The organism is Sphingobacterium sp. SYP-B4668 (assembly GCF_027627455.1).
In the GTDB taxonomy this organism is placed as follows: Bacteria; Bacteroidota; Bacteroidia; order Sphingobacteriales; family Sphingobacteriaceae; genus Sphingobacterium.
The window spans coordinates 1,151,460-1,176,745 of record NZ_CP115483.1 but is presented as its reverse complement, the minus strand read 5'-3'; the positions used below and the strand labels follow the sequence as shown (position 1 = coordinate 1,176,745).

Here is a 25,286-nt window from a genome sequence, read left to right as displayed (position 1 = left end):
CAAGCCCGTTTCTTGTTAAAATTTATAACGTATCGAAAACCCGATGGGGTCAATCAATTTGATGCTGCTACTCTGTAAAAAATCAAAATAAGGCTTGACATCTAATGAAATTGCAAGTGGGGCTTCAGGTATGTTATACTCAATTCCAATAATACCATCTAAACTGACAATTGCCTCGGATGCTCGATCAAATCTATTGCCATTTGCATCTGTAAACGGTTTTCTTGTATAGCTACCGACGCTACCACCGAAACCATAGAACCAATTAAAATCTCCGGAAAGCTGTTGGTGGTATTCGTAAAGGCCCACCAGTCGGAATCGTCGGGATTCGGAATTACTCTGAATACTCAAGATACCTTCAACTGCGCGTTCCTCATTCATCGTGTAGCGATAAGTCACTCCCTGAGCCGAGCCAAACCGACCTCCAATGGCATGATCACTGGTCAATTGAGCTTTAGCGTCTAGTGACAATAATGTAAAAAAGCCAACAATAAGCGTCAATAAGTACGTTTTCTTCATTAAAAGTTAAATTAAAATATAAACATCAAACATAGATAAAATGCCTTGCATTCACGAACACCTAAGGATAAAAAATCTGGTAATCCGCTTTTGTATGCAATGCGTTTGCGTTACTGACAGACGTCAATCCTCTCTATTTTGCATTACCTAAAAGAGAATTTTTCAACCGTAGAATTGCAACATCATTCTAACGGTTTTAAAAGATTTTTGGTATATATTTGATTAAGTTTTACCCAAATAAGAGGTGTAAAATTATTATCTTAGTTCAATAGATGGTTATTCCATTATAAACCAGTTAAATTGAAGATATGAGCAAACTAACTAGAGTATTCGATTTTATTACGCGCTATCAAGCGGAATTTAGCAAATCAGTAATGGTAGCTGGCAAAAGAGGTGGAGAATGGAAAACCTATTCAACAGAGGAATTTGTTTCTATTATTAATAATATCAGTAAAGCAATGATTGCTCGCGGGGTGAAAAAAGGAGACAGAATTGCGCTCATGTCTGGAAACCGTCCCGAATGGAACTTTATAGATTTCGCTGCCAATCAGATTGGCGCCGCTATCGTCCCCCTATACCCTACCCTCTCCAGCCAAGATTTATCGTTTATCATATCCGACGCAGAGGTCCGCTCCGTATTTACTAGTAATAAGGAACTATCCGATAAAATTAAGATGGCCCTTACGGAAAATCAAATGGACATCAATATTTTCACCTTTGACAAAACAGAGGGCTTCACGTCGTTGGATGAAGTTATTGCATTTGGTGAACAACAAGATATCGACATTCAGCCCTATAGAGATGCAGTGTCAGAAGACGACCTATTGACATTGATTTACACTTCGGGCACTACAGGTAAACCCAAAGGTGTACTGCTTTCACACAAGAATTTGATGAGCAATGTACAGGCAAGTAATCATTTACTAACATCCGAATACAACAAGGCGCTTAGTTTTTTGCCATTGTGCCACATCTTCGAGCGGATGGTAGTCTACCTTTACTTCTCCCGCGGTGTCCAAATATACTATGCTGAGACACTGGATAATATTGTTGCAGATATCAACGACGTGAAGCCAATCGTTTTTACTACGGTACCTCGAGTTTTGGAAAAGGTCTATGATAAGGTGGTCGAAAAAGGCAAAGCTTTGACGGGCATTAAAAAGGCTCTATTTTTTTGGGCATTAGACCTTGGTCACGAATTTAAAGAACCCGAAAAGAATAGTACATTTTACAATTTCAAACTTAGTATAGCCCGAAAACTTATTTTCTCTAAGTGGCAAGAGGCTCTAGGCGGTCAAATAAAGATGATTGTATCGGGGGGGGCAGCACTACAAGAACGCTTAGCGCGTGTATTTTGGGCAGCTGATATCAAAGTCTTAGAAGGATACGGTCTGACTGAGACATCTCCTGTCATTGCGGTCAATAGTTGGTTACCAAATGGTGTCAGGTTCGGGACAGTAGGCCAAGTATTAAATAATCTTGACGTCAAGATAGCACCGGATGGCGAGATATTGGTAAAGGGACCTAGTGTGACAAAGGGATACTATAAAAATGAAATTGCAACCCAAGAAGCTATTGATGCAGATGGCTATCTACATACAGGTGACATCGGTGAATTATCAAAGGATGGATTCCTCAAAATCACAGATCGCAAAAAAGAAATGTTTAAAACTGCAGGAGGTAAATATATAGCACCACAGGCTTTGGAAAACAAATTTATGGAATCCACGTTAATTGGACAGGTGATGGTCATTGGCGAAAATAGAAAATTTCCATCCGCACTTATTGTTCCAGCATTCGAAGAACTTGAAAAATGGTGCAAACACAAAGGCATTGCCTTCCAATCAAAAGAAGACGTCATCAAAAATCCACAGGTGATAGATAAGTATCAACGCGAGTTAGATAGGCTAAATACAAGCTTTGGTCATTGGGAACAAGTCAAAAAATTTGTATTAATTTCAAAAGAATGGAGTATAGACAGTGGAGAGCTAACACCAAAGCTTAGCTTGAAACGGAAAATAATACTTCAAAAATTTGAAACCGTCATCACTGACATTTATGCAGAAAACGGAGATAAAAAGTAATCAATCTATGTTAAAAATCCCTTTTAAGGACAAAATTAAAGATTTCTGGGAACTCATGATGAATGTCGTTAATGGTTTTGTTGATGACAGATGTATGAAGATGAGTGCCTCACTGGCATACTATACCGTATTCTCTATAGGGCCACTGATTATGATTGTCATCTGGTGCATTGGTTTCTTCTATGGCACCCAATTAGAAGGCCCCACAGGAGCTCGAGACGAGGTATTTAGAGAATTTACAGCTCTGTTTGGAAAAGATGTAGCCATACAGATTCAATCGGCTATTCAAAAAATCAGCTTTGAAAACAAATCGAATGTTGGAATTATTGTCGGTATAGTAACCTTAATCATCACATCTACGACTATATTTGTGGACATCCAAGATTCCATCAATACGATATGGAAGGTAAAAGCTAAAGCTAAAAAAGGATGGGTAAAGCTCATCATCAATAGATTGATATCCTTCTCCATGGTTTTGGGATTAGGTTTTTTATTAATTGCATCTTTGATCATTAATGGGGTCATCGTCGCGCTCACCAACACGGTAGGTCAATATTTTGACATGATCAGCCTCCCCATGTTAGATTGGATTAATACAGGTATAACATTTTTGGTCATTACTTCTTTATTTGGATTTATCTTCTCCTTTCTTCCCGATGCCAAAGTGAGGTTTAGAGACATCCTTGGCGGAGCAATTTTCACGGCCCTCCTCTTTATGATAGGTCGCTATGGGATATCCACTTATCTTTCACAATCTGCTACTGCCAGCGCATACGGTGCCGCTGGATCCATCATTGTATTACTAGGGTGGGTGTATTACTCTTCTGCTATTCTATACTTTGGCGCTGAATTCACCAAAGAAATTGCAATACGATACGGTAGAGGTATTCAACCAACTTCCTTCGCTGTATTAATAAAACAAACAGAGTTAGAGATTGACCTGGATGACAAGACTAAAAAGACAAAGGCTATCACCGCTTCGCAATAATCATTAACCGTATGCAATCTATAAAAAGGGGGCATTCTAAGAATGCCCCCTTTTTATACGATCTACTCTATGTCTATTTTACTTGATATTCCAACACCTGTCGTCCGATATTACCTGTCTGATCCATACCTTCAACGACAACCTTATATTTTCCATTCCCATCAGCGTTATAGAAGTCAAGAGCTAGCTCACCTGTTTCAGTAATAGCGACGTTGGGGTTCCAATAAATAGTTGTCCTAAGGTCATTCGTAGCCTTGCGTTCAGGTGTGTCGTATTTCGGTGTATAAAACGTCCTTTCTTTGATATAACCCAATGGATACATATCGATTATATTAGTCTTTGGCAGCATGCTTTCGATTTGAGCCAAAGACATTCTTGGTTGCTTCTCGACTTTCTTGGTATAAATAGAAACGACTCCATTATTTTGATACATTCTACTAACTGTCCCTAACTCGTCGCGAAGAAAAATCTCTATACCTTCTATATCCGGGACGTTTATGGAATTGAGACTAGGTTCATCAATCGGCATCCCATTTAGGAAAAACTGAACAGGAATACGCCCTCCTGCATTGTAATCTCTGCTAACGTAATATTTAAGCGTTTGAGAATCATAGGTTATACCAGTCAAAACGGTATTCAGACACATTGTCAAAACTGTACATCCCGATAGGCGAGAAGCTTCAATACGATGCTCAGGCATAGATAGGCCCGACAGCGACGAAAAGTCTTTATTCGTTTGTACTTTTTTCACCACACCCGTCACTACGACTTCATCTAATAGTATAGACTTCCTATATTCCTTTCTACTATTATCCAAATACGGAGCAAATACCTGATCGATATTTTCCACAATATTATTCAAATAAGGATTATTCTTATCTATTCCCGGAAAATAAGATTGGTCCATATTGATAACCAGACTCCTATAGTTAGCATTGCTTCGAGCATTCACTGTAACTTTCGACGAATCTGGAAAAACAAGATTCTCAAAGACGAACTTGCCATTAGCATCTGTGTATGCATCCTTATTAACGCCTGCGGCTGGGATTTTGAGGAGTAGACCAGCGTTTTCGACAGTACGCCCAGTATTTAATCTTAATACACCAGACAGGGATATTCCCTGCTCGGGTAAAAAATTGAGCTGAGGCAACTTTTCAGCAAGAATATCGGGATAAGAAAACCTTCTAAATCCCTGCGTCATCAATAATACATCAAGAGCCTCTAGTCGATCCACATTTTTCGTATTAAAATAATAGTTCGGATTTTCAATATACCCTTTCAAGTCCGAAGTCAATAAAAAATTATTGACGATTGTCAATTCTTGATTATCATCATAAGGGACTTTGCTTTCATCAACGACAGCAACAGAGTAACTTCCAGATGTCTTTTGTCCATTATTACTTACATTAAGGGTTAATTTCACAGGATCTTTCGGCCTATAAGTATCCTTATCCGTCTGGACTTTAATATCCAACAGGCTCTCAGCCTCGACAAATATTAGGCGCTCACTAATCGGCGTACCGTCGGGCTTCATGAGCGTAATCTGTGCAATACCATTTGGAAATCTATCTTTAGGAATGGAAAGCAAAAAAGATGGATTCTTAAGAGTTGCCTGTGCGGCGTAGCAAAGCTGTCCATTTGAGACAGCTAGAATATAAAATGGTTGATTTTCGACTTTTTTGAAATAAGTATCATTTGTTACTATTCCAATTTGAATCGTCGAATCTGCTTGCTTATGCAACACTACATTGACCGCGTCCTCTTTCGTATTTGGTAAAGCATATGAACGTTCCTGCCCATTATCAAACTTAACGATAGCTTTATATTTTTCATTAGCGATAGGCAGCATTGAAAAGACCCCCATACCCATCGTTTGATCTTTAAACTCAACAACCGTCACATTTTTTGCATCTACTATTCTCCCGGTAATTTTCAATCCTTTCCCGTTTGCCCCTACAGCTTTAAAAGCTATATTCTTTGCCAAACCAGCAATCAGCTCACCTCCTTCAGGAAAAAATTGAACATCAGCATCCCAAATAGCATTTTTCAAGGAAAAATCACCCACGAGAGCGGACTCTCCTTTTTCACCACCGACCTTTACCGTCAATAATCCATTCTGCAGCATTTCCTTGTCTTTGGCAGAGATATTCATGGTTACCCTCCCCATATCATCCGTCTCACCTTTTCCCTTCCCAATCGTCTCCCATCCCGAAATAGCCTCCCAATTGAGTTTGGTTCGACTGAGTATGTTGCCCGTCTTATCCTTAAATTGGACCATCACCTGAGTTTTATTCCCATTTTCATTGGGCTTGAATTCCACATGTGTAATTAGCTTATTGTTGATGGCATCTCCTATAGGAACAATTTTGTTAAAAAAATAAGCCGGATCGAAATTACCCATCCACTTCGTATAGGCTCGAAAGCGATAATTATCTTTGACCATAAATTGTGGGTCTAACACAAAATGCCCATTTCCAACACCATCTTTGAGCGGCAGTCTAAAGGTCTGAATCAGCGAATCCTTGCTATTTAACACCTCGACATAAGCAATCTTAGAAGGATCATATTCAAACAAATTACGATTGAGGTAGGTCTTAAACCATAAGGTATCCCCAACGGCATAATAAGGTTTATCAAAATGTACGTGAACTTTTTCTATAGGATAAACTTGAAAAAGCTTTTGCGCACGCTCCACAACCGTATTGATTGGAATAGTCGGCTTATCCTGTGCAAGGAGCTGAATTGGACTACAGTAAAAAGCAAAAAGGATTGCAATGGAAAATTTTAATGACTTCATTTATAGCATCGTATTTTACAGAATGCTAAATATATCCATTTTTGATGAAAGACAGCTCAACTGATATTAATTTTAACATTACTTAAAGCAAGGGAGCAAGCAATCGACACAAAGAATCGACCCCTCTCTTCCATCTCGAACGACTCTTCCAAATAGCGGTGGTCAATAAATCTGATTCCATCTTGTCATTTTCAAAAGCTGCACTAAGTTGTGTACATAGTTCCAAATCACTGATAACAGCCGAAATTTCAAAGTTTATATAAAAGCTTCTGATATCCAAATTGGTCGTCCCTATAAAAGCAACTTTTTGATCTATGCACAACGTCTTAGCATGCATAAATCCCTTCTTGTACAGATATACCTTTACCCCTCTGGTCAACAAAGGTTTTAAAAAAGAAAAACTAGCATGTTGCACAAAGTAAGAGTCTGACTCGGCTGGCAACATCAGTTCCACCTGAACACCCGACGCAGCAGCCACCTGCAGCGCAGTAGATAGCTCATCACTAGGGATGTAGTATGGAGTGCAAAGTTGTATGGTATCCTTCGCTTCACTGATTGCTAGCAAAATAGCCTCCATGTTAAACGGGCCGATGGAACCCGGATCGCTCGAAGTAAAAGATACTGCTGCCTGTTCGGGATACTTAAATGGTATTGGGCAGAGATATTCTCTTGATATCATAAAAGGTTCCCCATCTGTTTGATTCCAAGCCATCCAAAAATTAACCTGGAGCATGTTAACAGCCTCCCCCTCTATCATCACCGAAGTATCTCTCCAAAAACCCGTATTTTCATATGCGGGACTATTAATATACCTATCAGAGATATTAATGCCTCCCACAAATCCTATATGACCATCGATTACTGCTATTTTGCGGTGATTGCGGTAGTTAGAGTTGGCTAAAGATGTAAAAGTAACCGGAAGAAAAGGTTGAAATTCTATTTTAGAGTGCTTTTGATTAGATAGGTACTTATCCAAGTCTGGTGAACCAAAGCTATCCGCAATCAGTCGTACTTTTATTCCTATTTTGGCCTTCTCTTCAAGGGCATTTAATACCTCTAAGCCAATTTGATCTAATTCAAAGATGTAGTACTCCATATGAATAGAATGCCGTGCATTTCTAATAGCTTCCAGAAGAGCAGGAAACTTCTGTTCACCATTTGTAAGGAGCTTTACCTGATTTCTCAATGAAGGCGAAGAAAGCCGCTCATTCTTCAAAAATGTAAAGACTCGATGTGCAGAACCTATCCACGCCTCTATAGTCTCTAAATCTTGTTCCATTTCGGGTTCCAACTTTTTCCACTCTCGGTCGAGTAAGTCGGCCTGATGTTGATTAACCCGTTGGAACTTTCTGATCTTTTGAAATTTTTGCCCAAATAAGTAATAAAGCAAAAGCCCAATTACAGGCAAAAATACGATGACCATGACCCATGAAACAGTTTTACTAGGATTCCGATTTTCGATGAGAATTGTAGATATAACACCTAAATACAAAATGGACAGTGGAATCCAATACCATTGTAGAATAAATTCCCAAACCTGACTAACATGATAAGGTTCAATAGCACCAAATTCTATATTCATTATTTATACAGATCAAAAGAAACACCAATTCCCCATAAACTGTGAGGTCATTGGCAATGATACACTATACTAGAATTACCGTTATTTAAATTTAGGCTATTTTATCAACAATTGGAAAAAGATGACGATAATATAGAATTATCCACAATAAGCAGCCCCATCTACATGAATCAGGGGGCTTAAAAATGGGATATCCAAATTGGCTCCACGAAGTAGAAACCAGATTCCCATCACTATGTATAACGCCGGGAGCCACTTATTAAAATTCATTTTAATCATTCTTGAAAATTGTCGGGCAAAAGAAACGACAAATAATAAAGGCAACGTACCTAGACCAAACAGAATCATAAAGAGAAAACTATCCGAAATAGAAGCTGCATTCATGGCTGAGGCTAGCGCCATATATACCATCCCGCATGGAAGAATGCCATTCAATACACCGGCTATCAGACTTCCACCTGGCCTATAAAGCCATTTTCCCATAAGTTTGGCAAAAGGTCGAACAACAAGAGACTGCCACTTAGCAAAAAACGTATAGGATTTACCGAGCAAATGAAAGACACCGATCATAAGCAGAAGCATTCCTGTCACCAAACTCAGCCAACGTTGTCCCCCTTGTATCAATGCCAAATTCCCAAAGGCACCTAACACCATTCCTAGCGCACCGTAGGTCAAGACTCGTCCTACGTGATATAATAATCTATTCCACACATCCCTCCAACTCAGGGTTAGATGTCCCTGTGCTGCAATCAGCAAAGGGCCACACATTGCCACACAGTGTAAACTTCCAAATAGCCCCATGAAAAATGCTAGATAATGATAGGTCATGATTTATAAAAAAATACTTTTCTCATAAAAATAAGTGATACCAGCACTCTCCCATTCAATTCCCAATTCCCACATCCCCTTTGTCAAGGTGGTCACGGGCAAGCGATAAATACCAGAAGAAGTTACGAATGGGAAATCAAGGTCCAAATGACCATTGGATGGACGCCTAAGCATTATTTTCCCTTTATTTTGCGACCCTCTAAATTCTATAAATAGCGTATCTTTAATATTTGCAACATGTGGTTGGGCTTCATATTTATTGACATTTGCTTTTCGATCATAGCGGTCATTATAATGAAGACTCTTCTCATAATAATCCTCCTCCTCTAATGTATCCGAATTTTTCGACACCATATAGATCCCTGCACATACGATTCCAATCATAAAAATCGCTAAACTAATTACTATTTTATTTCCCCAATTCATATTTCATATTTTAGTCCATCCCCGGAGGTGCAATAAATGTCGTCTTTAAGGTTTCTACTTTTTTACCATCAGAGATTACGTCAACACGCACATTACTCTTGTACTTCTCAACATCTTTATTCTGAATAATTAAGAAAAAGCTCAACGTCGCACTCCCATCCTTCTTCAATTTATCAATCTTATTGACCATTTGTAGGATAAGCTTTTCATCATCACATTTAAGACTAAAAGGTATCTCCCTCCCACTCTTATTTATAAGTTCTAAGGAATAAAGATTTGAGATGGTCTTATCATCACGCAACTGGTAAGTACTTCCTCTAGCTCTTAACAATGTCCCGTCCACTATTGTCCTGCTAAAGATCATAAATCCAAAAATCCCTATCAAAACTATCAATACTACAGAATAAGCAAGTGCTCTGATATTATTTTTCTTGAAGTCTAATTTCTGTTCGATTTGTCCCATCGGGTAGAATCCAATCAATCGAGCAGGTTTACCAATCTTCTCCATCACAGTATCACATGCGTCTATACAAGCGGTACAGCTTACACATTCCATTTGCAACCCTTTACGGATATCTATCCCTGTAGGGCATACCTGTACGCAAAGATGACAGTCTACACAGTCTCCATGTTCAGATTGTTCACCCTTTTTATACTTTCCGCGAGGCTCGCCTCTAAAATGGTCGTACGCGACTACGGTACTCTGATCATCCAGCAATACACTTTGTAAACGTCCATATGGACATATGGCAATACAGACAATCTCTCTTACATATGCAAATACACCATAAAACACAAGAGTAAAGACAATAATAGATAGAAGTCCACCGATATGGGCATCAAGAGGATCGGTTACAATGCCTATTAGCGCATCAGTACCAATGATATAAGATAAAAATATATTAGATATAAAAAATGAAATAATCAGAAATATTCCATGCTTCAGAATCTTCTTTTTCCTTTTTTCAAAAGAGCTGGGCGCTGCATTCAATTTTTTCTGTTGTGTCCAGTCACCTTCAATCCAATACTCTATCTTTCGAAAAATGAGCTCCATGAAAATAGTTTGCGGACAGGCCCAACCACACCAGACCCGCCCATAAACCACAGTAAACAACACGACACACACCATCGCGATTAACATCCCAAATACAAAGATGTGGAGATCTTGAGGATAGAATAAATTACCAAATATAGAAAAACGCCTCTCAATGATATTGAACATCAAAAACGGTTCCCCATTGATTCTCAAGAAAGGTGCAGCGAATAAAAAAAACAATAATGAATAACCAAACCACTGGCGATAGTTATACAATTTTCCAGAAGGTTTTTTTGCATAAATCCATTCCCTCTTCTTTGATTTAGGCTTATCAAACAGTTCTGTATTCCTCGTTGCATCCATTTCCTTCCTCTTTATTTTACTGCAGTAGAGTCTGTCACTGCAGATTCATATTCGACCTCTACCCCTTGCGGCTCCTTGGCATTCGCAGGTTTTGTATCCCTCATCGTGATGATATAATTACTTACCTCTGCTATTTGTGCCGGTGTTAAAGTTTGCTCCCAAGGCACCATTCCTTTATCGGGAACACCATATTTTACCGTTTTGAAGATATCTTTGATTTCGCCACCGTGCAGCCAGAACCTGTCGGCCAAATTAGGACCAATCCCACCTTCCCCCGCACCTCCATGGCACGCCACACAGTTAGCCACATAAATTGCCTTACCGGCAGCCGCCATTGTGCCAGTCTCGTCAACCGTTATCGAAGTTTCATCAATAAGATTGGCCGCCTTGGCTAGATATTCCTGTTTAGCTTTCTCTGCTAGGGCTACTTCACGAACATATTCCTGATCTTGGTTCAGCCCCCAGCCAAATACATGGTACACAAGAAGGTAAATAACACCAAAGGTTATGGTTGAATAAAACAATGCATTGAACCAAATCGGTATTGGATTATCCAATTCGGATATTCCGTCATAATCATGATCGATAACAATGTCTTTCTCCTCCTCTATAGGTCTCAGTCCCAGCAGCTTATTCCATGTTTTTTTCCATTCAATTTTACGATTATTTTTAGCCTGTATTCTTTCTATACGCTCTTGTTCAACGACTTCTGGCATCGTAATTTTCAAAATCGATTTGACAGCCTTACTAACCGAAAGTGCTGTAAATAAAAGCACAATCAATACGATAATCAACAAAAGGATTAGAATATCATTATAGATATTACCCGTGCTGACGCTCCAAGCTGAGCCTATCGCTGTCGAATCCGCAATTAAAAATATTTTCATCTATTTATTTTTTTAATGGTTGATGAGAGTTTTCCCAATATTTGGGATCGATTTCCTGACTCTATTCTACTATTCCGTTTTTTGCCCCTCTTGTTCGTCATGTTTCTCTAGAGGTAGCTCTTTCATATACTGTATATGATCTTTGTTCATCCAAAATAGCATTAAACCAACAGCTACAAAAAAGACAAGAAACAACCATAGTGAGGCTATCAAATAGATTTCGTCACCATTTAGATTTGTGATTTGCTTGAACATATTAATTACAATTAATTATCAACAGTTTGACCATCCGTCACTTTCGTGACAGATTCAGCCTTAATATCCACCCCAAGACGCTGTAAATAAGCAATCATGGCAACAATTTCTCTATCGCTTGCGATCTTTACTTGATTCGCCGCCAAATCATTCGTTATAGTCTCTGCTTGCTTTTGCATATCTTGTTCTACATTTTCAACTTGTTCATTACTGTAAGGAACTCCCAGCATACGCATCGCATTCAATTTCTCTTTAATAGTAGAATTGTCCAATTTCTGTTCAATCAACCAAGGGTAGCTCGGCATAATACTTCCTGGAGAAGTGATTGTAGGGTCTAACAAATGGTCAAAATGCCATTTATTTGGATATTTACCTCCTAGTCTATGTAAATCCGGGCCAGTACGTTTAGACCCCCATAGAAATGGATGATCATATACATATTCACCCGCCTTACTGTACTCTCCATAACGGGCAGTCTCCGAACGGAACGGCCGTACGGTCTGCGTATGACAATTGACACAACCTTCACGGATGTACAAATCTCGACCTTGTATTTCCAGTGCCGTATATGGTTTCACACTGCTTATTGTAGGAATATTAGATTGAATTGTAAACGTAGGAATCATCTCCACAATACCGCCAATAAGAATTGCAATTAATGCCAATACCATAAACAATGCTGGCTTACGCTCAAGTCTACGGTGTGTTTCCCGCTCATTCTTCACAATTGGCTCAAGCGCTGGAGCCTCTGCAGGTTCATTGGCTATCAATTTGCCCTTGGTCATCGTTTTCACCAAGTTGTATGTCATGAGCAACGCACCTGATAGATACAATGCTCCCCCCACTGCTCGCATCATATGCATAGGCAAAATCTCCAAAGTCGTGGCAAGAAAATTGGGGTATTTCAAAACCCCCTCTGGCGTAAACTCTTTCCACATCAATCCTTGGACTACTGCCGCCCAATACATAGGAATGGCATAGAAGAGGATACCTAAGGTACCTATCCAAAAATGGACATTTGCTAATTTTTTAGAGTAAAGCTCTGTTTTGTATATTCTAGGTACCAACCAATAAAGAATAGCGAACGTCATAAATCCATTCCAACCTAAAGCACCCACATGTACGTGGGCAACTATCCAGTCAGTAAAATGTGCAATTGCATTGACTTGTTTCAAAGATAACATTGGACCTTCAAAAGTAGCCATACCGTAAGCCGTCAATGCTACTACCATGAATTTAAGTGTAGGTTCGGTACGTACCTTGTCCCAAGCGCCTCGCAAGGTCAACAATCCGTTAATCATACCCCCCCAGCTTGGTGCAATTAGCATAATAGAGAAAACTACTCCTAATGACTGTACCCATGAAGGTAAAGATGTATATAGAAGGTGGTGAGGTCCCGCCCATATATAGATAAAAATCAATGACCAGAAATGTAGAATACTCAACTTATAAGAATACACTGGACGATTTGCCATTTTAGGGAGAAAATAATACATCATTCCTAAAAATGGGGTTGTTAGAAAGAAAGCAACAGCATTATGTCCATACCACCATTGCACTAAGGCATCCTGTACCCCAGCATATACATAATAGCTTTTCCATGCAGTGACCGGTAATTGGATGGAGTTAACGATATGTAGCACCGCGACCGTTACAAAAGTAGCAATGTAAAACCAGACAGCCACATACATATGGCGTTCCCTTCTTTTAACAATAGTACCGAACATATTGACCCCGAACACAACCCAAATAACAGTGATTGCCAAGTCAATAGGCCATTCCATTTCTGCATATTCGTGACTAGTTGTCAATCCCAGCGGCAGTGTGATAGCAGACGCTATAATAACCAACTGCCAGCCCCAAAAATGGATCTTACTCAACATATCGCTGAACATCCTAGCTTTTAGTACGCGTTGCAAAGAGTAATATACTCCCATAAAAATAGCATTACCGACGAATGCGAAAATCACTGCATTCGTATGTACAGGTCTAACACGTCCAAACGTAGTATATTGAACACCAAAGTTCATTTCGGGCCATACCAATTGTAAAGCCACAAGCAATCCTACTGACATCCCGACGATGCCCCATATGATAGTGGCTAATCCAAAGTTCCTGACAATCTTGTTGTCGTAATTAAACTGCTCTAACTGCATCACTTAATAATGTTGGTTTCTAGTGTAAAAATATAGAATAAATCATGACATTAAAATGATATAACATTTGTTTTAATGTGATTGTTGTCACTTTTTAAAAAAAACTTTGGAGGCAGGCAAAAAAAAAAGCGAATCTGTGTATCAGATTCGCTATCAAATATTTATATTAAGCCTGTTACAGCATATTCTTCTCGCCATCATCGTCGCCCAAGTCTGCCTTAGCATATCGAGTGTAACCATGCTTAGAAGGGTTTTCAATAATCTCTTTTACAGAAATTAATTTGTAAACATAAGAAGCTGTTTCATTATTTAGTTTCAATTGATAATAATCATCTTGTTTCTGACGACGAATGGCGCCCCTAAGACTACCTCCTCCGACGTTATAGGCCGCCGCAACCAAAGTCCAGTCTCCAAATTCTTTGTACAGGCTTTTTAAGTAGCGTGCTGCTGCATGTGTAGACTTTGTCAAATTTAACCTCTCATCTACCTTTCCATTTACTCGAAGTCCGTACAAACGGGCTGTGGTAGGCATAAATTGCCAATAACCTCCAGCCCCTTTATGGGAAACTACTCGACTATCCATTCCACTTTCTACCAAAGGGATGTACTTAAAATCCTCTGGAATTCCATAAGACTCCAAGATACGAGCAATTTGAGGTAAATGTTTTTCTGCTTTCTTATGCAGACCATAAGACTGTTGCTTTCTAAATGAAAAGCGACTTAAGTACTGCGTCAATTTACGTTCGACCTGAGGTAGATCTAACGGAAGGCCTTCATTAGCAAAGGTGATAGAAGTTAAATAGCCTTCCTTATCTCCTTCCTTTTTATCCTTCTCCGAGCGGGCTTTAGCACCCTCTCCTTCTATTTCTTTTTTGATGTTAAGGATCTTTGTGCTGTTAATCTTAACACCACCTGCGACCACATTTTGATTCGTGCTTGAGTACAATTTCGACAGTAACATCCCTGACAAAATCAAGCCACAACATAATACTTTCTTTTTAATCATTCATTCCCTTACTGCTATCCTATCCACGATAAATATCGATCAAAAAATAGCTTGGTTAAATTCAAGGTGGCAAAGATACGCACTATTATCCTAAAAAACAAATAGTTACAAAACCAACCTATGCTATAACGTTGAAAACCAGTTTTATTGTACACAGTTTCTAAAAAATATTTACACTTAAATTTCAAGGAACTAAATTAAATAGCTACCTTTGTGGTTCACATTTTTTTTAAAGCAAATATGCCATTCAGCAGAAATCGGAACAGTCGTGATGACAACTCCAAAAGACCGAGAAGTAACTCAGAAAACTTCAAGTCAAAAAGCTCCAGCAGCAGGTCAGAAAAGTCAACCGGCTATAATGACGACAAATCACCACGGAAATCTTATTCAAAATCTTCAAATTTTAATGATAGTCCAGGTAAGTTCGAAAGAACTGAGGGCAACAAATCAAGTGGCTTTAAAAAGAGTTTTGGAGAGAAGAAGTCCTTCGGTGAGGGAAGAAGCTTCGACGGAAAGAAATCTTTCGGAGAGAAAAAGTCCTTCGGTGAAGGAAGAAGCTTCGACGGAAAGAAATCTTTCGGAGAGAAAAAGTCCTTCGGTGAAGGAAGAAGCTTCGACGGAAAGAAATCTTTCGGAGAGAAAAGGCCCTTTGCAGAAAAAAAACCGTTCAACAAATATGAAGAGAGTACTGATTCCAAATTTGCGAAACGTAGACCCTCTAGTAGCATAGGTAGACAAGCCACTTCCGAATATGACGATAATGGAATGATTCGTTTGAATCGCTATATTTCCAATTCAGGGATATGTTCACGTCGAAAAGCAGATGAATTAATTATCGCAGGTGTTGTTAGCGTTAATGGAGAACCTGTTACCGAATTAGGTACGAAAGTCAATCCTGCAACCGACGAGATTAAATACAATGGAGAACGCTTAAAAAGGGAAAAAATGGTTTATGTTCTCCTCAATAAACCAAAAGATTACATCACCACTACAGATGACCCTCAAGAAAGGCGTACAGTAATGCATTTGGTAGCCAGCGCTACTAAAGAGCGTATCTATCCGATTGGTCGTCTGGATAGAAATACTACAGGCTTATTATTACTCACCAACGATGGAAATTTAGCGGAAAAACTTTCTCATCCTCGTAACAGCATTAGCAAGATATACAATGTCGAGCTAGATAAAAGCCTTACACAAGGGGATTTCAATAAAATAGAATTTGGTATTGAATTAGAAGATGGATTCATCAAACCGGACGATTTGAGCTATGTTCAAGGAGCTAGCAAACGTGAAATTGGCATCCAAATTCACAGCGGCAAGAACCGTATCGTAAGAAGAATTTTTGAATCGTTAGGATACGATGTGGTTAAACTTGATCGTGTAGTATATGCAAACCTGACCAAGAAGGATTTACCTAGAGGTCGTTGGAGATATCTCGAAGAAAAAGAATTGATCCAACTAAAGCATTTGATATAAATCCTAAAACTACAAAAGCAGCTTTAAAGCTGCTTTTGTAGTTTTAGGAGGTTGAACATATCTATCAATTTTATTATTTTTACGAAAAAAACAAGTAACATGACAGATCCTAAGACGTTAACCTCGGTCGCAGAGTTTCACAAGACTTTTCAACACCCTATATTAGAGCATCCCACTATTCCCACTGAAAAGAGGTGCGAATTACGCGTATCACTGATTGCTGAGGAATTAAAGGAATTGGAAGAAGCTATCCAAAACAAAGATTTGGTAGAAATTGCTGATGCATTATGCGACATACAATACGTATTATCTGGTGCAGTTTTAGAATTTGGTTTGAAAAATAAATTTAATGCGCTCTTTGAAGAGGTTCAACGCTCTAACATGAGTAAAGCATGTAAATCAATTGAAGAGGCTGAAGCAACTATAAAATATTATAAGGAAGAGAAAGGTGTAGACAGCTATTATAAAGAGGTAGATGGCCTATACTTAGTATTTAGAGAAGGAGATCACAAAACACTCAAGTCTATCTACTATTCACCTGCAAATCTTAAGTCTATACTCGAGCAGTAGACTGTATCATTTTAAAAAAGGGCTAATCTTAGCCCTTTTTTTATCCAGTATATCGACTCCCTTGAATTGCGTTACGCTGCTCCAATCCCTTATCAATGTACGTTTGGATAGCAGATTTACCAAGCCCCCAATTTGGTGCTATAAGCAATTCTTTATCAGCCAATCCAAATACCCTTTGAATAATAATATCTGGTCTCAAAAGCGGTATAAACTCACTCAAAAAAACCGTATACTCCTCTATACTAAAGAGGTGAAACGGCTCACGTTTATACTGCACGCCCATAATAGAACCTTCCACAATATGTAAATGATGCAGCTTAACAAACTTAATCTGCGGATGTTTGTTGATTTCATCTGCGTAACGCAACATCATTTCTTTCGTCTCCCACGGAAAGCCAAATATAGTATGCACACAAATTTCCAAAGGACTATTCTGGACCAAATTCAATGCTTTCTGCAACTCATCATGAGAACACCCTCTATTGATTCGGGCCAAGGTTTCATCATAAATAGATTCCATCCCCATCTCTAGATCCACATCGAGACGATCGGAATAACTTTCCAATAGAGCGACCTTTTCAAAATCAATACAATCAGGACGAGTACCCACGGAAAGCCCTACAGTATGCTCGGGACAGACACTGATAGCCTCATCGTACATCATCTTTAAAAGATGTGTAGGAGCATAAGTATTGGTATTGGGCTGGAAATAAATAATAAATTTCTCGGCATTGTAACCATTCCGGGCACGCTCTATACCAGCCTCTACCTGCTCTCTTATTGTTGGTAGTTTTCGAGCAGAGTCTGGGGTAAACGAGTCCACATTACAATAAGAGCATCCGCCATATCCCTTACTACCATCTCGATTCGGACATGTAAAATTTCCATCCACGATTACTTTAAACACCCGCTGACCATCATATTTTTCTTTTAAATAAGAACCATAGTGATTATAAGGCTTTTGACCGATATCCAATAATGTACCCATTTTGCAAAGATACGAAAGAGGATTCATAACACACTATTCACCTATAAGTTATCACGCACTTACATCTATCAAACTGCAATGGGTCTTGGTTTGAATTAGTACAAATTTATCCACAACGAAAAATCCCCACGGGTTCACGCAGGGGCGTACGATATGGTGTCGACCTACTGTCCTATCTGCCATCCCCTGGGATACGCTGGGAATATGGGTTGTTGTGTGTCCCCGGGAGGGGACAACAAAAAAAGCCCCCCCGGTTTCCCGGGGGGGCGTATAAAAAAAGGCACCGACCTACTCTCCCACCTGTTACGGCAATACCATCGGCTCTGGCGGGCTTGACTTCTCTGTTCGGAATGGGAAGAGGTAGACACCGCCGATATAGGCACCTGAAATCCTTTTTGGTACGACACATTATGGTCGTATCTATAGACAATCGAAAGAAAAAAACAAAGAGGAAGACAACAGTGTCCTCTGCTTGAGAAAGCTTCGGGCTATTAGTATTGCTCGGCTATGGTATCTCTACCTTTACACCTACAACCTATCGACGTAGTCATCTACTACGGCCCTCTAAGGAAGTCTCATCTCGTGGCTAGTTTCGCACTTAGATGCTTTCAGCGCTTATCTATCCCCGACGTAGCTACCCTGCCGTACACCTGGCGGCATAACAGGTTCACCAGCGGTCGGTCCAACCCGGTCCTCTCGTACTAAGGTCAGATCCACTCAAACTTCCAACGCCCACAACAGATAGGGACCGAACTGTCTCGCGACGTTCTGAACCCAGCTCGCGTGCCACTTTAATGGGCGAACAGCCCAACCCTTGGGACCTTCTCCAGCCCCAGGATGTGACGAGCCGACATCGAGGTGCCAAACCTCCCCGTCGATATGAGCTCTTGGGGGAGATCAGCCTGTTATCCCCAGCGTACCTTTTATCCTTTGAGCGATGGCCCTTCCATACAGAACCACCGGATCACTATGTCCGTCTTTCGACCCTGTTCGACTTGTCGGTCTCACAGTCAAGCAAGCTTATGCCATTGCACTCCGCGTACGGTTACCAAGCGTACTGAGCTTACCTTTGAAAGCCTCCGTTACCTTTTTGGAGGCGACCACCCCAGTCAAACTACCCACCAAACAATGTCCTCGACATAATCGAGTTAGAAACCGGATACAGAAAGGGCGGTATTTCAAGGTTGATTCCATGGCTCCTGGCGAAGCCACTTCAACATCTCCCGCCTATCCTACACATCCTGTACCCAATTCCAATGTTAAGCTATAGTGAAGGTGCATGGGGTCTTTCCGTCCCGTTGCGGGTAATCGGCGTCTTCACCGATACCACAATTTCACCGAGCTCATGGCTGAGACAGCGCCCAGATCGTTACACCATTCGTGCAGGTCGGAACTTACCCGACAAGGAATTTCGCTACCTTAGGACCGTTATAGTTACGGCCGCCGTTTACTGGGGCTTCGATTCAATGCTTCTCTTGCGATGACATCCCCTCTTAACCTTCCAGCACCGGGCAGGTGTCAGGCCTTATACCTCATCTTGCGATTTCGCAAAGCCATATGTTTTTGTTAAACAGTCGCCTGGGCCTTTTCACTGCGGCTTCTCACTCTCGTGAGGAAGCGCCCCTTCTCCCGAAGTTACAGGGCCATTTTGCCGAGTTCCTTAGCCATGATTCACTCGAGCACCTTAGGATCCTCTCCTCGACTACCTGTGTCGGTTTACGGTACGGGTTTTTATAACCTGGAGCTTAGCGGGTTTTCTTGGAAGTCTGTTTACCTGCTCTATCAGCGCCGCCGGAGCTTTGCTGTACTATTGGGTTTCAGCAGGGTCGGCGGATTTGCCTACCGTCCCTATACCTACGCCTTTCAACGGACTATTCCGTCAGTCCGCGGCAGTGTCACTACTCCGTCACCACATCGCAGTTATAAAAAGTACTGGAATATTGACCAGTTGTCCATCGGTTATCCCCCTTCGGGTGTACCTTAGGCCCCGACTAACCCTGATCCGATTAGCGTTGATCAGGAAACCTTAGTCTTTCGGTGGGCGGGTTTCCCACCCGCCTTATCGTTACTTATGCCTACATTTGCTTTTCCATAAGGTCCACAGCACATTGCCATGCTGCTTCGCCCCCGATGGAATGCTCCCCTACCAGACATACATCGCTGTATGAATCCATGGCTTCGGTAGTAATCTTGATGCCCGTTTATTATCCACGCCCGGCCGCTCGACTAGTGAGCTGTTACGCACTCTTTAAATGAATGGCTGCTTCCAAGCCAACATCCTAGCTGTCTGGGCAACCGGACCTCGTTAGTTCAACTTAGACTACATTTGGGGACCTTAGCCGATGGTCTGGGTTCTTTCCCTCTCGGCCCTGGACCTTAGCACCCAGAGCCTCACTGCAAGACATATCTAACAGCATTCGGAGTTCGTCTGGATTTGGTAGGATTTGACTCCCCCGCACCCAATCGGTAGCTCTACCTCTGCTAGACTCTATTCTCACGCTGTTCCTAAAAACATTTCGGGGAGTACGAGCTATTTCCCAGTTTGATTGGCCTTTCACCCCTACCCTCAGGTCATCCGGAAACTTTTCAACGTTTATCGGTTCGGTCCTCCATTACATGTTACTGCAACTTCAACCTGCCCAAGGGTAGATCACAAGGTTTCGCGTCTACCTCATCTGACTATGCGCCCTATTAAGACTCGCTTTCGCTTCGGCTGCGCGGCTGAACCGCTTAACCTTGCCAGACAAGAGTAACTCGTAGGCTCATTATGCAAAAGGCACGCCGTCACGGAACTTGTCCGCTCCGACCGCTTGTAAGCACACGGTTTCAGGTTCTTTTCACTCCCCTGTTCGGGGTTCTTTTCACCTTTCCCTCACGGTACTGGTTCACTATCGGTCTCTCAGGAGTATTTAGCCTTGGCGGATGGTGCCGCCGGATTCCCACAGGGCGTCTCCGACCCCGCGGTACTCAGGATACCACTATGCTGGCATTCTTTGCCTGTACGGGGCTATCACCCATATCGCCCGGTTTCCCAACCGGTTCCAGTTCATAGCGCCAATGCAATATCGTGGTCCTACAACCCCCAAAATGCCGTAACATGATGGGTTTGGGCTCTTTCCCGTTCGCTCGCCACTACTTGGGAAATCATTGTTATTTTCTTCTCCTACGCCTACTTAGATGTTTCAGTTCAGCGCGTTCGCGTATTGTACGGCATACCTTCAGTATGCCAGGTTTCCCCATTCGGAAATCCACGGATCGAGTCGCATTTGCCGATCCCCGTGGCTTATCGCAGCTTATCACGTCCTTCATCGCCTCTGAGAGCCTAGGCATCCTCCGTGTGCCCTTATTTACTTTCTTCCTCCTCATGGCCCTTTTGCTACCATGGAAGTGCTTGTCGTTACGTTCCCCAAAAGGAAAACGTCCCTACTGTTGTCTTCTCTTGTAATTTTTTTCTTTCAATATGTCAAAGAACTCTTTGCGCACGCAATCCATATAGGACGGCGGCGTTCGTGGAGAATAACGGATTCGAACCGTTGACCCCCTGCGTGCAAGGCAGGTGCTCTAGCCAGCTGAGCTAATCCCCCGTATAACCGATCGTAGTCCCGAGCAGATTTGAACTGCTGACCCCTACATTATCAGTGTAGTGCTCTAACCAACTGAGCTACGGGACTAGCTTATATCTCTCTCGGTACCGACCTCCATATATAGGGACGGACCTTATTCCATTTCTTTTTCCTAGGTCGATCATGTATGTACGTAACGAGTACCTATCAGGTACTCTAGAAAGGAGGTATTCCAGCCGCACCTTCCGGTACGGCTACCTTGTTACGACTTAGCCCCAATTATCGGTTTTGCCCTAACACGCTCCTTGCGGTTACATGCTTTAGGCACCCCCAACTTTCATGGCTTGACGGGCGGTGTGTACAAGGCCCGGGAACGTATTCACCGCGTCATTGCTGATACGCGATTACTAGCGAATCCAACTTCATGAGGTCGAGTTGCAGACCTCAATCCGAACTGTGATCGGCTTTCAGAGATTGGCATCACATTACTGTGTAGCTGCCCGCTGTACCGACCATTGTAGCACGTGTGTAGCCCCGGACGTAAGGGCCATGATGACTTGACGTCGTCCCCACCTTCCTCTCTGCTTGCGCAGGCAGTCTGTTTAGAGTCCCCACCTTGACGTGCTGGCAACTAAACATAGGGGTTGCGCTCGTTGCGGGACTTAACCCAACACCTCACGGCACGAGCTGACGACAGCCATGCAGCACCTAGTTTCCTGTCCCGAAGGACGTATCCGTCTCTGGATACTTCAGTAACTTTCAAGCCCGGGTAAGGTTCCTCGCGTATCATCGAATTAAACCACATGCTCCTCCGCTTGTGCGGGCCCCCGTCAATTCCTTTGAGTTTCACCCTTGCGGGCGTACTCCCCAGGTGGATAACTTAACGCTTTCGCTTGGACGCTGACTGTCTATCGCCAACATCGAGTTATCATCGTTTAGGGCGTGGACTACCAGGGTATCTAATCCTGTTCGATCCCCACGCTTTCGTGCATCAGCGTCAATGATGGCTTGGGATGCTGCCTTCGCAATCGGTGTTCTGAGACATATCTATGCATTTCACCGCTACTTGTCTCATTCCGCATACCTCAACCATATTCAAGTCCTTCAGTATCAAGGGCACTGCGACAGTTGAGCTGCCGTATTTCACCCCTGACTTAAAAGACCGCCTACGCACCCTTTAAACCCAATAAATCCGGATAACGCTTGGATCCTCCGTATTACCGCGGCTGCTGGCACGGAGTTAGCCGATCCTTATTCTTCGGGTACGTTCAGCCACCTACTCGTAGGTGGGTTTATTCCCCGACAAAAGCAGTTTACAACCCATAGGGCAGTCATCCTGCACGCGGCATGGCTGGTTCAGGCTTGCGCCCATTGACCAATATTCCTTACTGCTGCCTCCCGTAGGAGTCTGGTCCGTGTCTCAGTACCAGTGTGGGGGATTCTCCTCTCAGAGCCCCTAGACATCGTCGCCTTGGTGGGCCGTTACCCCGCCAACTAGCTAATGTCACGCGAGCCCATCCCTGTCCTATGAATATTTGATCCCCGGAAGATGCCCTCCAGGGATGTCATGCGGTGTTAATCCGACTTTCGCCGGGCTATCCCCCTGACAAGGGTAGGTTGCTCACGCGTTACGCACCCGTGCGCCACTCTCACGGGGTGCAAGCACCCCGATCGCGTTCGACTTGCATGTATTAGGCCTGCCGCTAGCGTTCATCCTGAGCCAGGATCAAACTCTCCATTGTAAAATGAAGTGTCGACTCTAACTATCTATAACATAAATAGAATTGTCTTTTTTAATTTCCCGACCTGATTGGCTTGGCTTTCGTTTTCCGAACTTTCGCCCGGAAAAATCCCAGCTACTCGTTACGTTACATGATCATTTCCTTAAAGAACTCATCTGCCTCGACTCGCGTTCCGGCATATATCTCACAGGGCTTCGCGCCCCGATCGTTTTCCTGTTTCCAAAACCCTCCGTTTCCGAAGGGACTGCAAAGGTAGGGATATTTTCGACATCCGCAAACTTTATTTTAAAATTGTTCGCCGGAACACATCGCCAATCCCCTCTTTCAAACGGAACGACCTCTCGATCGGACCATACCTCCCTTGCGGAGTGGTGCAAAGGTAGCACTTTTAAACAACCACTTCCAAACTTTCAAACAAAGTTTTTTAATTAAAATAGGTAACGGCCTATCAACCTGCCGAATAAAAAACGATATGGGGGCGGAAAATCGGGGAAATCAGGCCCTATTTCCTATGGCCATGGCCCACGGCCCCGGATCATCTGAAGACCCAGTAGCGTTGCAGGGGATAGTTGAATCCCAGGGACACGACCAGCTCGACGGCCAGCCTACCTACCTTGTAATCTATACCGAAGACCTGCGACACGAACGGGGTCGCCTCGGATTTCAAGAGAATACTGCCCAACACCACCGATATAAACTTCCATACCTGCCCCCCGACCGGACTGTCGACTTTCTGGAACGCCCAATATCGATCTAGGGAAAAATTGACCACGGCACCTAGGGCTCCGGATATACGGATAGCATCCTTGGCATCGATCCCGACGACTTCCTTGCAGGACACCATTGCCACATAATCAAAAACTCCGCCCATAAAGATGGAGGCTCGGCTTTTGCAAACGCGAATATCTGCTGTTCCATATCTTTTTAAGGTCCAACAGGGCATCCGCGATGCTGTTGTGGGAATAACCTACCTGTCCTTGCCGAAAACAGGGGACCTATGGCCAAGAGGTGCTTTCCCCGTGCCCGGTAATAGACCGCTCCCATGTCCGGCCGACGAGGCTCCCCGGGAAATAAGGACCAACACCGCTGGCAGGCCATCGCAGGGTCCAGAAGGACGAAGGAGGCCTATCCTTGCGGAAATACCGACCAACGGGGACACCATCGAGCAAATCCTTTCCGGGGGGCGTTGTCTGCTCTATAGGAATGGCCATAAATGGAACGTGGGACAAAAGGAAAGGGCTACCTGGTGCTTGGTCGATATCCGGGTATCGAAAGGGCCTCTACGGGCTGCCCGAGGAGCAAGGCTGGACAGTCGTTGCGATCCTTGGCAGGACCGATGCCTTTACGGGCTTGCCAAGGGGGCGGATAAGGTAGGCCAAGCTGGTCCCAGGTTATTCGACAGGGTATCCAGGACCCCACATCTCCACCACAAAAAGATATCGCCTATTCCGATAGGAAGCTACGGGTGCAGCCGCTGGGTGTTTCGATGCAAAGGGATAAAAGCATATGCAAGTCGGCTCAGGATGCGGGGGGACATAGACCTCTTCCTATGCGGGCCAACCAGCTTATTTCCGTGGTCCACGGGCCCCCATCCTGATGCCCCGCTCGCTTATCCGCCATCTGGCGGACATCTGTACAAATTTATCCACAACGAAAAATCCCCCCGGGTTCACGCAGGGGCGTACGATAAGGTGTCGAGCTACTGTCCTATCTGCCATCCGCTGCAAATACGCGTCGGGTATCCCCTGGGAACGATGGGAATATGGGCTGTTGTGTCCCCCGGGGAGGGACAACAAAAAAAAGCCCCCCCGGTTTCCCGGGGGGGCGTATAAAAAAAGGCACCGACCTACTCTCCCACCTGTTACGGCAATACCATCGGCTCTGGCGGGCTTGACTTCTCTGTTCGGAATGGGAAGAGGTAGACACCGCCGATATAGGCACCTGAAATCCTTTTTGGTACGACACATTATGGTCGTATCTATAGACAATCGAAAGAAAAAAACAAAGAGGAAGACAACAG

17 protein-coding genes, 2 tRNA genes and 4 rRNA genes are annotated in these 25,286 nt (G+C 42.7%); 5 read left to right on the top strand and 18 right to left on the bottom strand.

Going from position 1 to position 25,286, the window contains the following annotated elements; translation table 11 throughout:
* Positions 1 to 15 precede the first annotated feature (15 nt).
* Positions 16 to 519 carry a hypothetical protein gene (locus tag OQ289_RS05050; protein WP_033566427.1) on the bottom strand — a complete coding sequence of 168 codons (504 nt, stop codon included), beginning with the start codon at positions 517 to 519 and terminating at the stop codon, positions 16 to 18.
* 308 nt (positions 520 to 827) lie between these two features.
* Here OQ289_RS05050 and OQ289_RS05045 point away from each other — a divergent pair, with 308 nt between their 5' ends.
* Both OQ289_RS05045 and OQ289_RS05040 read left to right on the top strand, forming a co-directional pair.
* On the top strand, positions 828 to 2,603 hold the full coding sequence (locus OQ289_RS05045) for an AMP-dependent synthetase/ligase (protein WP_270089672.1): 1,776 nt from the start codon (positions 828 to 830) through the stop codon (positions 2,601 to 2,603).
* 7 nt (positions 2,604 to 2,610) lie between these two features.
* Positions 2,611 to 3,591, top strand: a complete 981-nt coding sequence (locus tag OQ289_RS05040) for a YihY/virulence factor BrkB family protein (protein ID WP_270089671.1) — start codon at positions 2,611 to 2,613, stop codon at positions 3,589 to 3,591.
* Positions 3,592 to 3,664: 73 nt separating this feature from the next.
* Here OQ289_RS05040 and OQ289_RS05035 read toward each other — a convergent pair whose 3' ends face one another.
* The 9 genes from OQ289_RS05035 to OQ289_RS04995 all read right to left on the bottom strand — a co-directional run bounded on the left by OQ289_RS05035 (position 3,665) and on the right by OQ289_RS04995 (position 14,882).
* Complete coding sequence (locus tag OQ289_RS05035; protein ID WP_270089670.1) at positions 3,665 to 6,388, bottom strand: carboxypeptidase-like regulatory domain-containing protein; 2,724 nt, start codon at positions 6,386 to 6,388, stop codon at positions 3,665 to 3,667.
* An 82-nt stretch (positions 6,389 to 6,470) separates the two neighbouring features.
* Entirely contained in the window at positions 6,471 to 7,970 is a 1,500-nt protein-coding gene (gene cls, locus OQ289_RS05030) for a cardiolipin synthase (protein ID WP_270089669.1), read from the bottom strand.
* 138 nt (positions 7,971 to 8,108) lie between these two features.
* A complete protein-coding gene (locus OQ289_RS05025) occupies positions 8,109 to 8,798 on the bottom strand; it encodes a sulfite exporter TauE/SafE family protein (protein ID WP_270089668.1) in 690 nt (229 codons plus the stop codon).
* Positions 8,799 to 8,801: 3 nt separating this feature from the next.
* Positions 8,802 to 9,224, bottom strand: a complete 423-nt coding sequence (locus tag OQ289_RS05020; RefSeq protein ID WP_270089667.1) for a FixH family protein — start codon at positions 9,222 to 9,224, stop codon at positions 8,802 to 8,804.
* A 10-nt stretch (positions 9,225 to 9,234) separates the two neighbouring features.
* The gene (gene ccoG, locus OQ289_RS05015) at positions 9,235 to 10,623 is read right to left on the bottom strand and encodes a cytochrome c oxidase accessory protein CcoG (RefSeq protein ID WP_270089666.1); all 1,389 of its coding nucleotides are present in this window, start codon (positions 10,621 to 10,623) and stop codon (positions 9,235 to 9,237) included.
* Between the two features lie 11 nt (positions 10,624 to 10,634).
* Positions 10,635 to 11,510 carry a cbb3-type cytochrome c oxidase N-terminal domain-containing protein gene (locus tag OQ289_RS05010; RefSeq protein WP_270089665.1) on the bottom strand — a complete coding sequence of 292 codons (876 nt, stop codon included), beginning with the start codon at positions 11,508 to 11,510 and terminating at the stop codon, positions 10,635 to 10,637.
* Between the two features lie 69 nt (positions 11,511 to 11,579).
* Positions 11,580 to 11,765 (bottom strand): hypothetical protein, encoded by a 186-nt coding sequence (locus OQ289_RS05005; RefSeq protein WP_033566434.1) that lies wholly within the window; start codon positions 11,763 to 11,765, stop codon positions 11,580 to 11,582.
* Positions 11,766 to 11,776: 11 nt separating this feature from the next.
* On the bottom strand, positions 11,777 to 13,921 hold the full coding sequence (gene ccoN, locus OQ289_RS05000) for a cytochrome-c oxidase, cbb3-type subunit I (RefSeq protein WP_270089664.1): 2,145 nt from the start codon (positions 13,919 to 13,921) through the stop codon (positions 11,777 to 11,779).
* 175 nt (positions 13,922 to 14,096) lie between these two features.
* Entirely contained in the window at positions 14,097 to 14,882 is a 786-nt protein-coding gene (locus tag OQ289_RS04995; RefSeq protein WP_270089663.1) for a lytic transglycosylase domain-containing protein, read from the bottom strand.
* A 285-nt stretch (positions 14,883 to 15,167) separates the two neighbouring features.
* Here OQ289_RS04995 and OQ289_RS04990 point away from each other — a divergent pair, with 285 nt between their 5' ends.
* Positions 15,168 to 16,403 carry a pseudouridine synthase gene (locus OQ289_RS04990; protein ID WP_270089662.1) on the top strand — a complete coding sequence of 412 codons (1,236 nt, stop codon included), beginning with the start codon at positions 15,168 to 15,170 and terminating at the stop codon, positions 16,401 to 16,403.
* A gap of 99 nt (positions 16,404 to 16,502) precedes the next feature.
* A complete protein-coding gene (locus tag OQ289_RS04985) occupies positions 16,503 to 16,973 on the top strand; it encodes a nucleoside triphosphate pyrophosphohydrolase family protein (protein WP_270089661.1) in 471 nt (156 codons plus the stop codon).
* 40 nt (positions 16,974 to 17,013) lie between these two features.
* Here the strand turns inward: OQ289_RS04985 and OQ289_RS04980 are convergent, their stop codons facing one another.
* The 7 genes from OQ289_RS04980 to OQ289_RS04950 all read right to left on the bottom strand — a co-directional run bounded on the left by OQ289_RS04980 (position 17,014) and on the right by OQ289_RS04950 (position 24,209).
* Positions 17,014 to 17,961: a TIGR01212 family radical SAM protein gene (locus OQ289_RS04980; RefSeq protein WP_270089660.1), complete on the bottom strand. Its 948-nt coding sequence runs from the start codon at positions 17,959 to 17,961 to the stop codon at positions 17,014 to 17,016.
* 275 nt (positions 17,962 to 18,236) lie between these two features.
* Positions 18,237 to 18,348 (bottom strand): 5S ribosomal RNA (gene rrf / locus OQ289_RS04975).
* 85 nt (positions 18,349 to 18,433) lie between these two features.
* A 23S ribosomal RNA gene (locus tag OQ289_RS04970) occupies positions 18,434 to 21,318 on the bottom strand.
* 153 nt (positions 21,319 to 21,471) lie between these two features.
* Positions 21,472 to 21,545 (bottom strand) — tRNA-Ala (locus OQ289_RS04965).
* A 13-nt stretch (positions 21,546 to 21,558) separates the two neighbouring features.
* Positions 21,559 to 21,632, bottom strand: a tRNA-Ile gene (locus OQ289_RS04960).
* A 112-nt stretch (positions 21,633 to 21,744) separates the two neighbouring features.
* Positions 21,745 to 23,266, bottom strand: a 16S ribosomal RNA gene (locus OQ289_RS04955).
* Between the two features lie 535 nt (positions 23,267 to 23,801).
* Positions 23,802 to 24,209, bottom strand: coding sequence for a GtrA family protein (locus OQ289_RS04950; protein WP_270088790.1), 408 nt, complete (start codon positions 24,207 to 24,209; stop codon positions 23,802 to 23,804).
* A gap of 270 nt (positions 24,210 to 24,479) precedes the next feature.
* Here OQ289_RS04950 and OQ289_RS04945 point away from each other — a divergent pair, with 270 nt between their 5' ends.
* Positions 24,480 to 24,635 carry a hypothetical protein gene (locus tag OQ289_RS04945; protein WP_270088791.1) on the top strand — a complete coding sequence of 52 codons (156 nt, stop codon included), beginning with the start codon at positions 24,480 to 24,482 and terminating at the stop codon, positions 24,633 to 24,635.
* A 464-nt stretch (positions 24,636 to 25,099) separates the two neighbouring features.
* Here the strand turns inward: OQ289_RS04945 and rrf (OQ289_RS04940) are convergent.
* Positions 25,100 to 25,211 (bottom strand): 5S ribosomal RNA (rrf, locus tag OQ289_RS04940).
* Together the 16S, 23S and 5S rRNA genes with 2 tRNA genes alongside form the textbook arrangement of a ribosomal RNA operon.
* Between the last annotated feature and the right edge of the window lie 75 nt (positions 25,212 to 25,286).

Bases quoted from the DNA above. Each gene is read 5' to 3' on its own strand.
- OQ289_RS05035 (WP_270089670.1), bottom strand. From the start codon at position 6,388: ATGAAGTCATTAAAATTTTCCATTGCAATCCTTTTTGCTTTTTACTGT.
- OQ289_RS04985 (WP_270089661.1), top strand. From the start codon at position 16,503: ATGACAGATCCTAAGACGTTAACCTCGGTCGCAGAGTTTCACAAGACT.
- OQ289_RS05010 (WP_270089665.1), bottom strand. From the start codon at position 11,510: ATGAAAATATTTTTAATTGCGGATTCGACAGCGATAGGCTCAGCTTGG.
- OQ289_RS05025 (WP_270089668.1), bottom strand. From the start codon at position 8,798: ATGACCTATCATTATCTAGCATTTTTCATGGGGCTATTTGGAAGTTTA.
- OQ289_RS04995 (WP_270089663.1), bottom strand. From the start codon at position 14,882: ATGTTACTGTCGAAATTGTACTCAAGCACGAATCAAAATGTGGTCGCA.
- OQ289_RS05005 (WP_033566434.1), bottom strand. From the start codon at position 11,765: ATGTTCAAGCAAATCACAAATCTAAATGGTGACGAAATCTATTTGATA.
- OQ289_RS05045 (WP_270089672.1), top strand. From the start codon at position 828: ATGAGCAAACTAACTAGAGTATTCGATTTTATTACGCGCTATCAAGCG.
- OQ289_RS04945 (WP_270088791.1), top strand. From the start codon at position 24,480: ATGGAACGTGGGACAAAAGGAAAGGGCTACCTGGTGCTTGGTCGATAT.
- OQ289_RS04990 (WP_270089662.1), top strand. From the start codon at position 15,168: ATGCCATTCAGCAGAAATCGGAACAGTCGTGATGACAACTCCAAAAGA.
- ccoG (WP_270089666.1), bottom strand. From the start codon at position 10,623: ATGGATGCAACGAGGAATACAGAACTGTTTGATAAGCCTAAATCAAAG.
- OQ289_RS05040 (WP_270089671.1), top strand. From the start codon at position 2,611: ATGTTAAAAATCCCTTTTAAGGACAAAATTAAAGATTTCTGGGAACTC.
- cls (WP_270089669.1), bottom strand. From the start codon at position 7,970: ATGAATATAGAATTTGGTGCTATTGAACCTTATCATGTTAGTCAGGTT.
- ccoN (WP_270089664.1), bottom strand. From the start codon at position 13,921: ATGCAGTTAGAGCAGTTTAATTACGACAACAAGATTGTCAGGAACTTT.
- OQ289_RS04980 (WP_270089660.1), bottom strand. From the start codon at position 17,961: ATGGGTACATTATTGGATATCGGTCAAAAGCCTTATAATCACTATGGT.
- OQ289_RS04950 (WP_270088790.1), bottom strand. From the start codon at position 24,209: ATGCCCTGTTGGACCTTAAAAAGATATGGAACAGCAGATATTCGCGTT.
- OQ289_RS05050 (WP_033566427.1), bottom strand. From the start codon at position 519: ATGAAGAAAACGTACTTATTGACGCTTATTGTTGGCTTTTTTACATTA.
- OQ289_RS05020 (WP_270089667.1), bottom strand. From the start codon at position 9,224: ATGAATTGGGGAAATAAAATAGTAATTAGTTTAGCGATTTTTATGATT.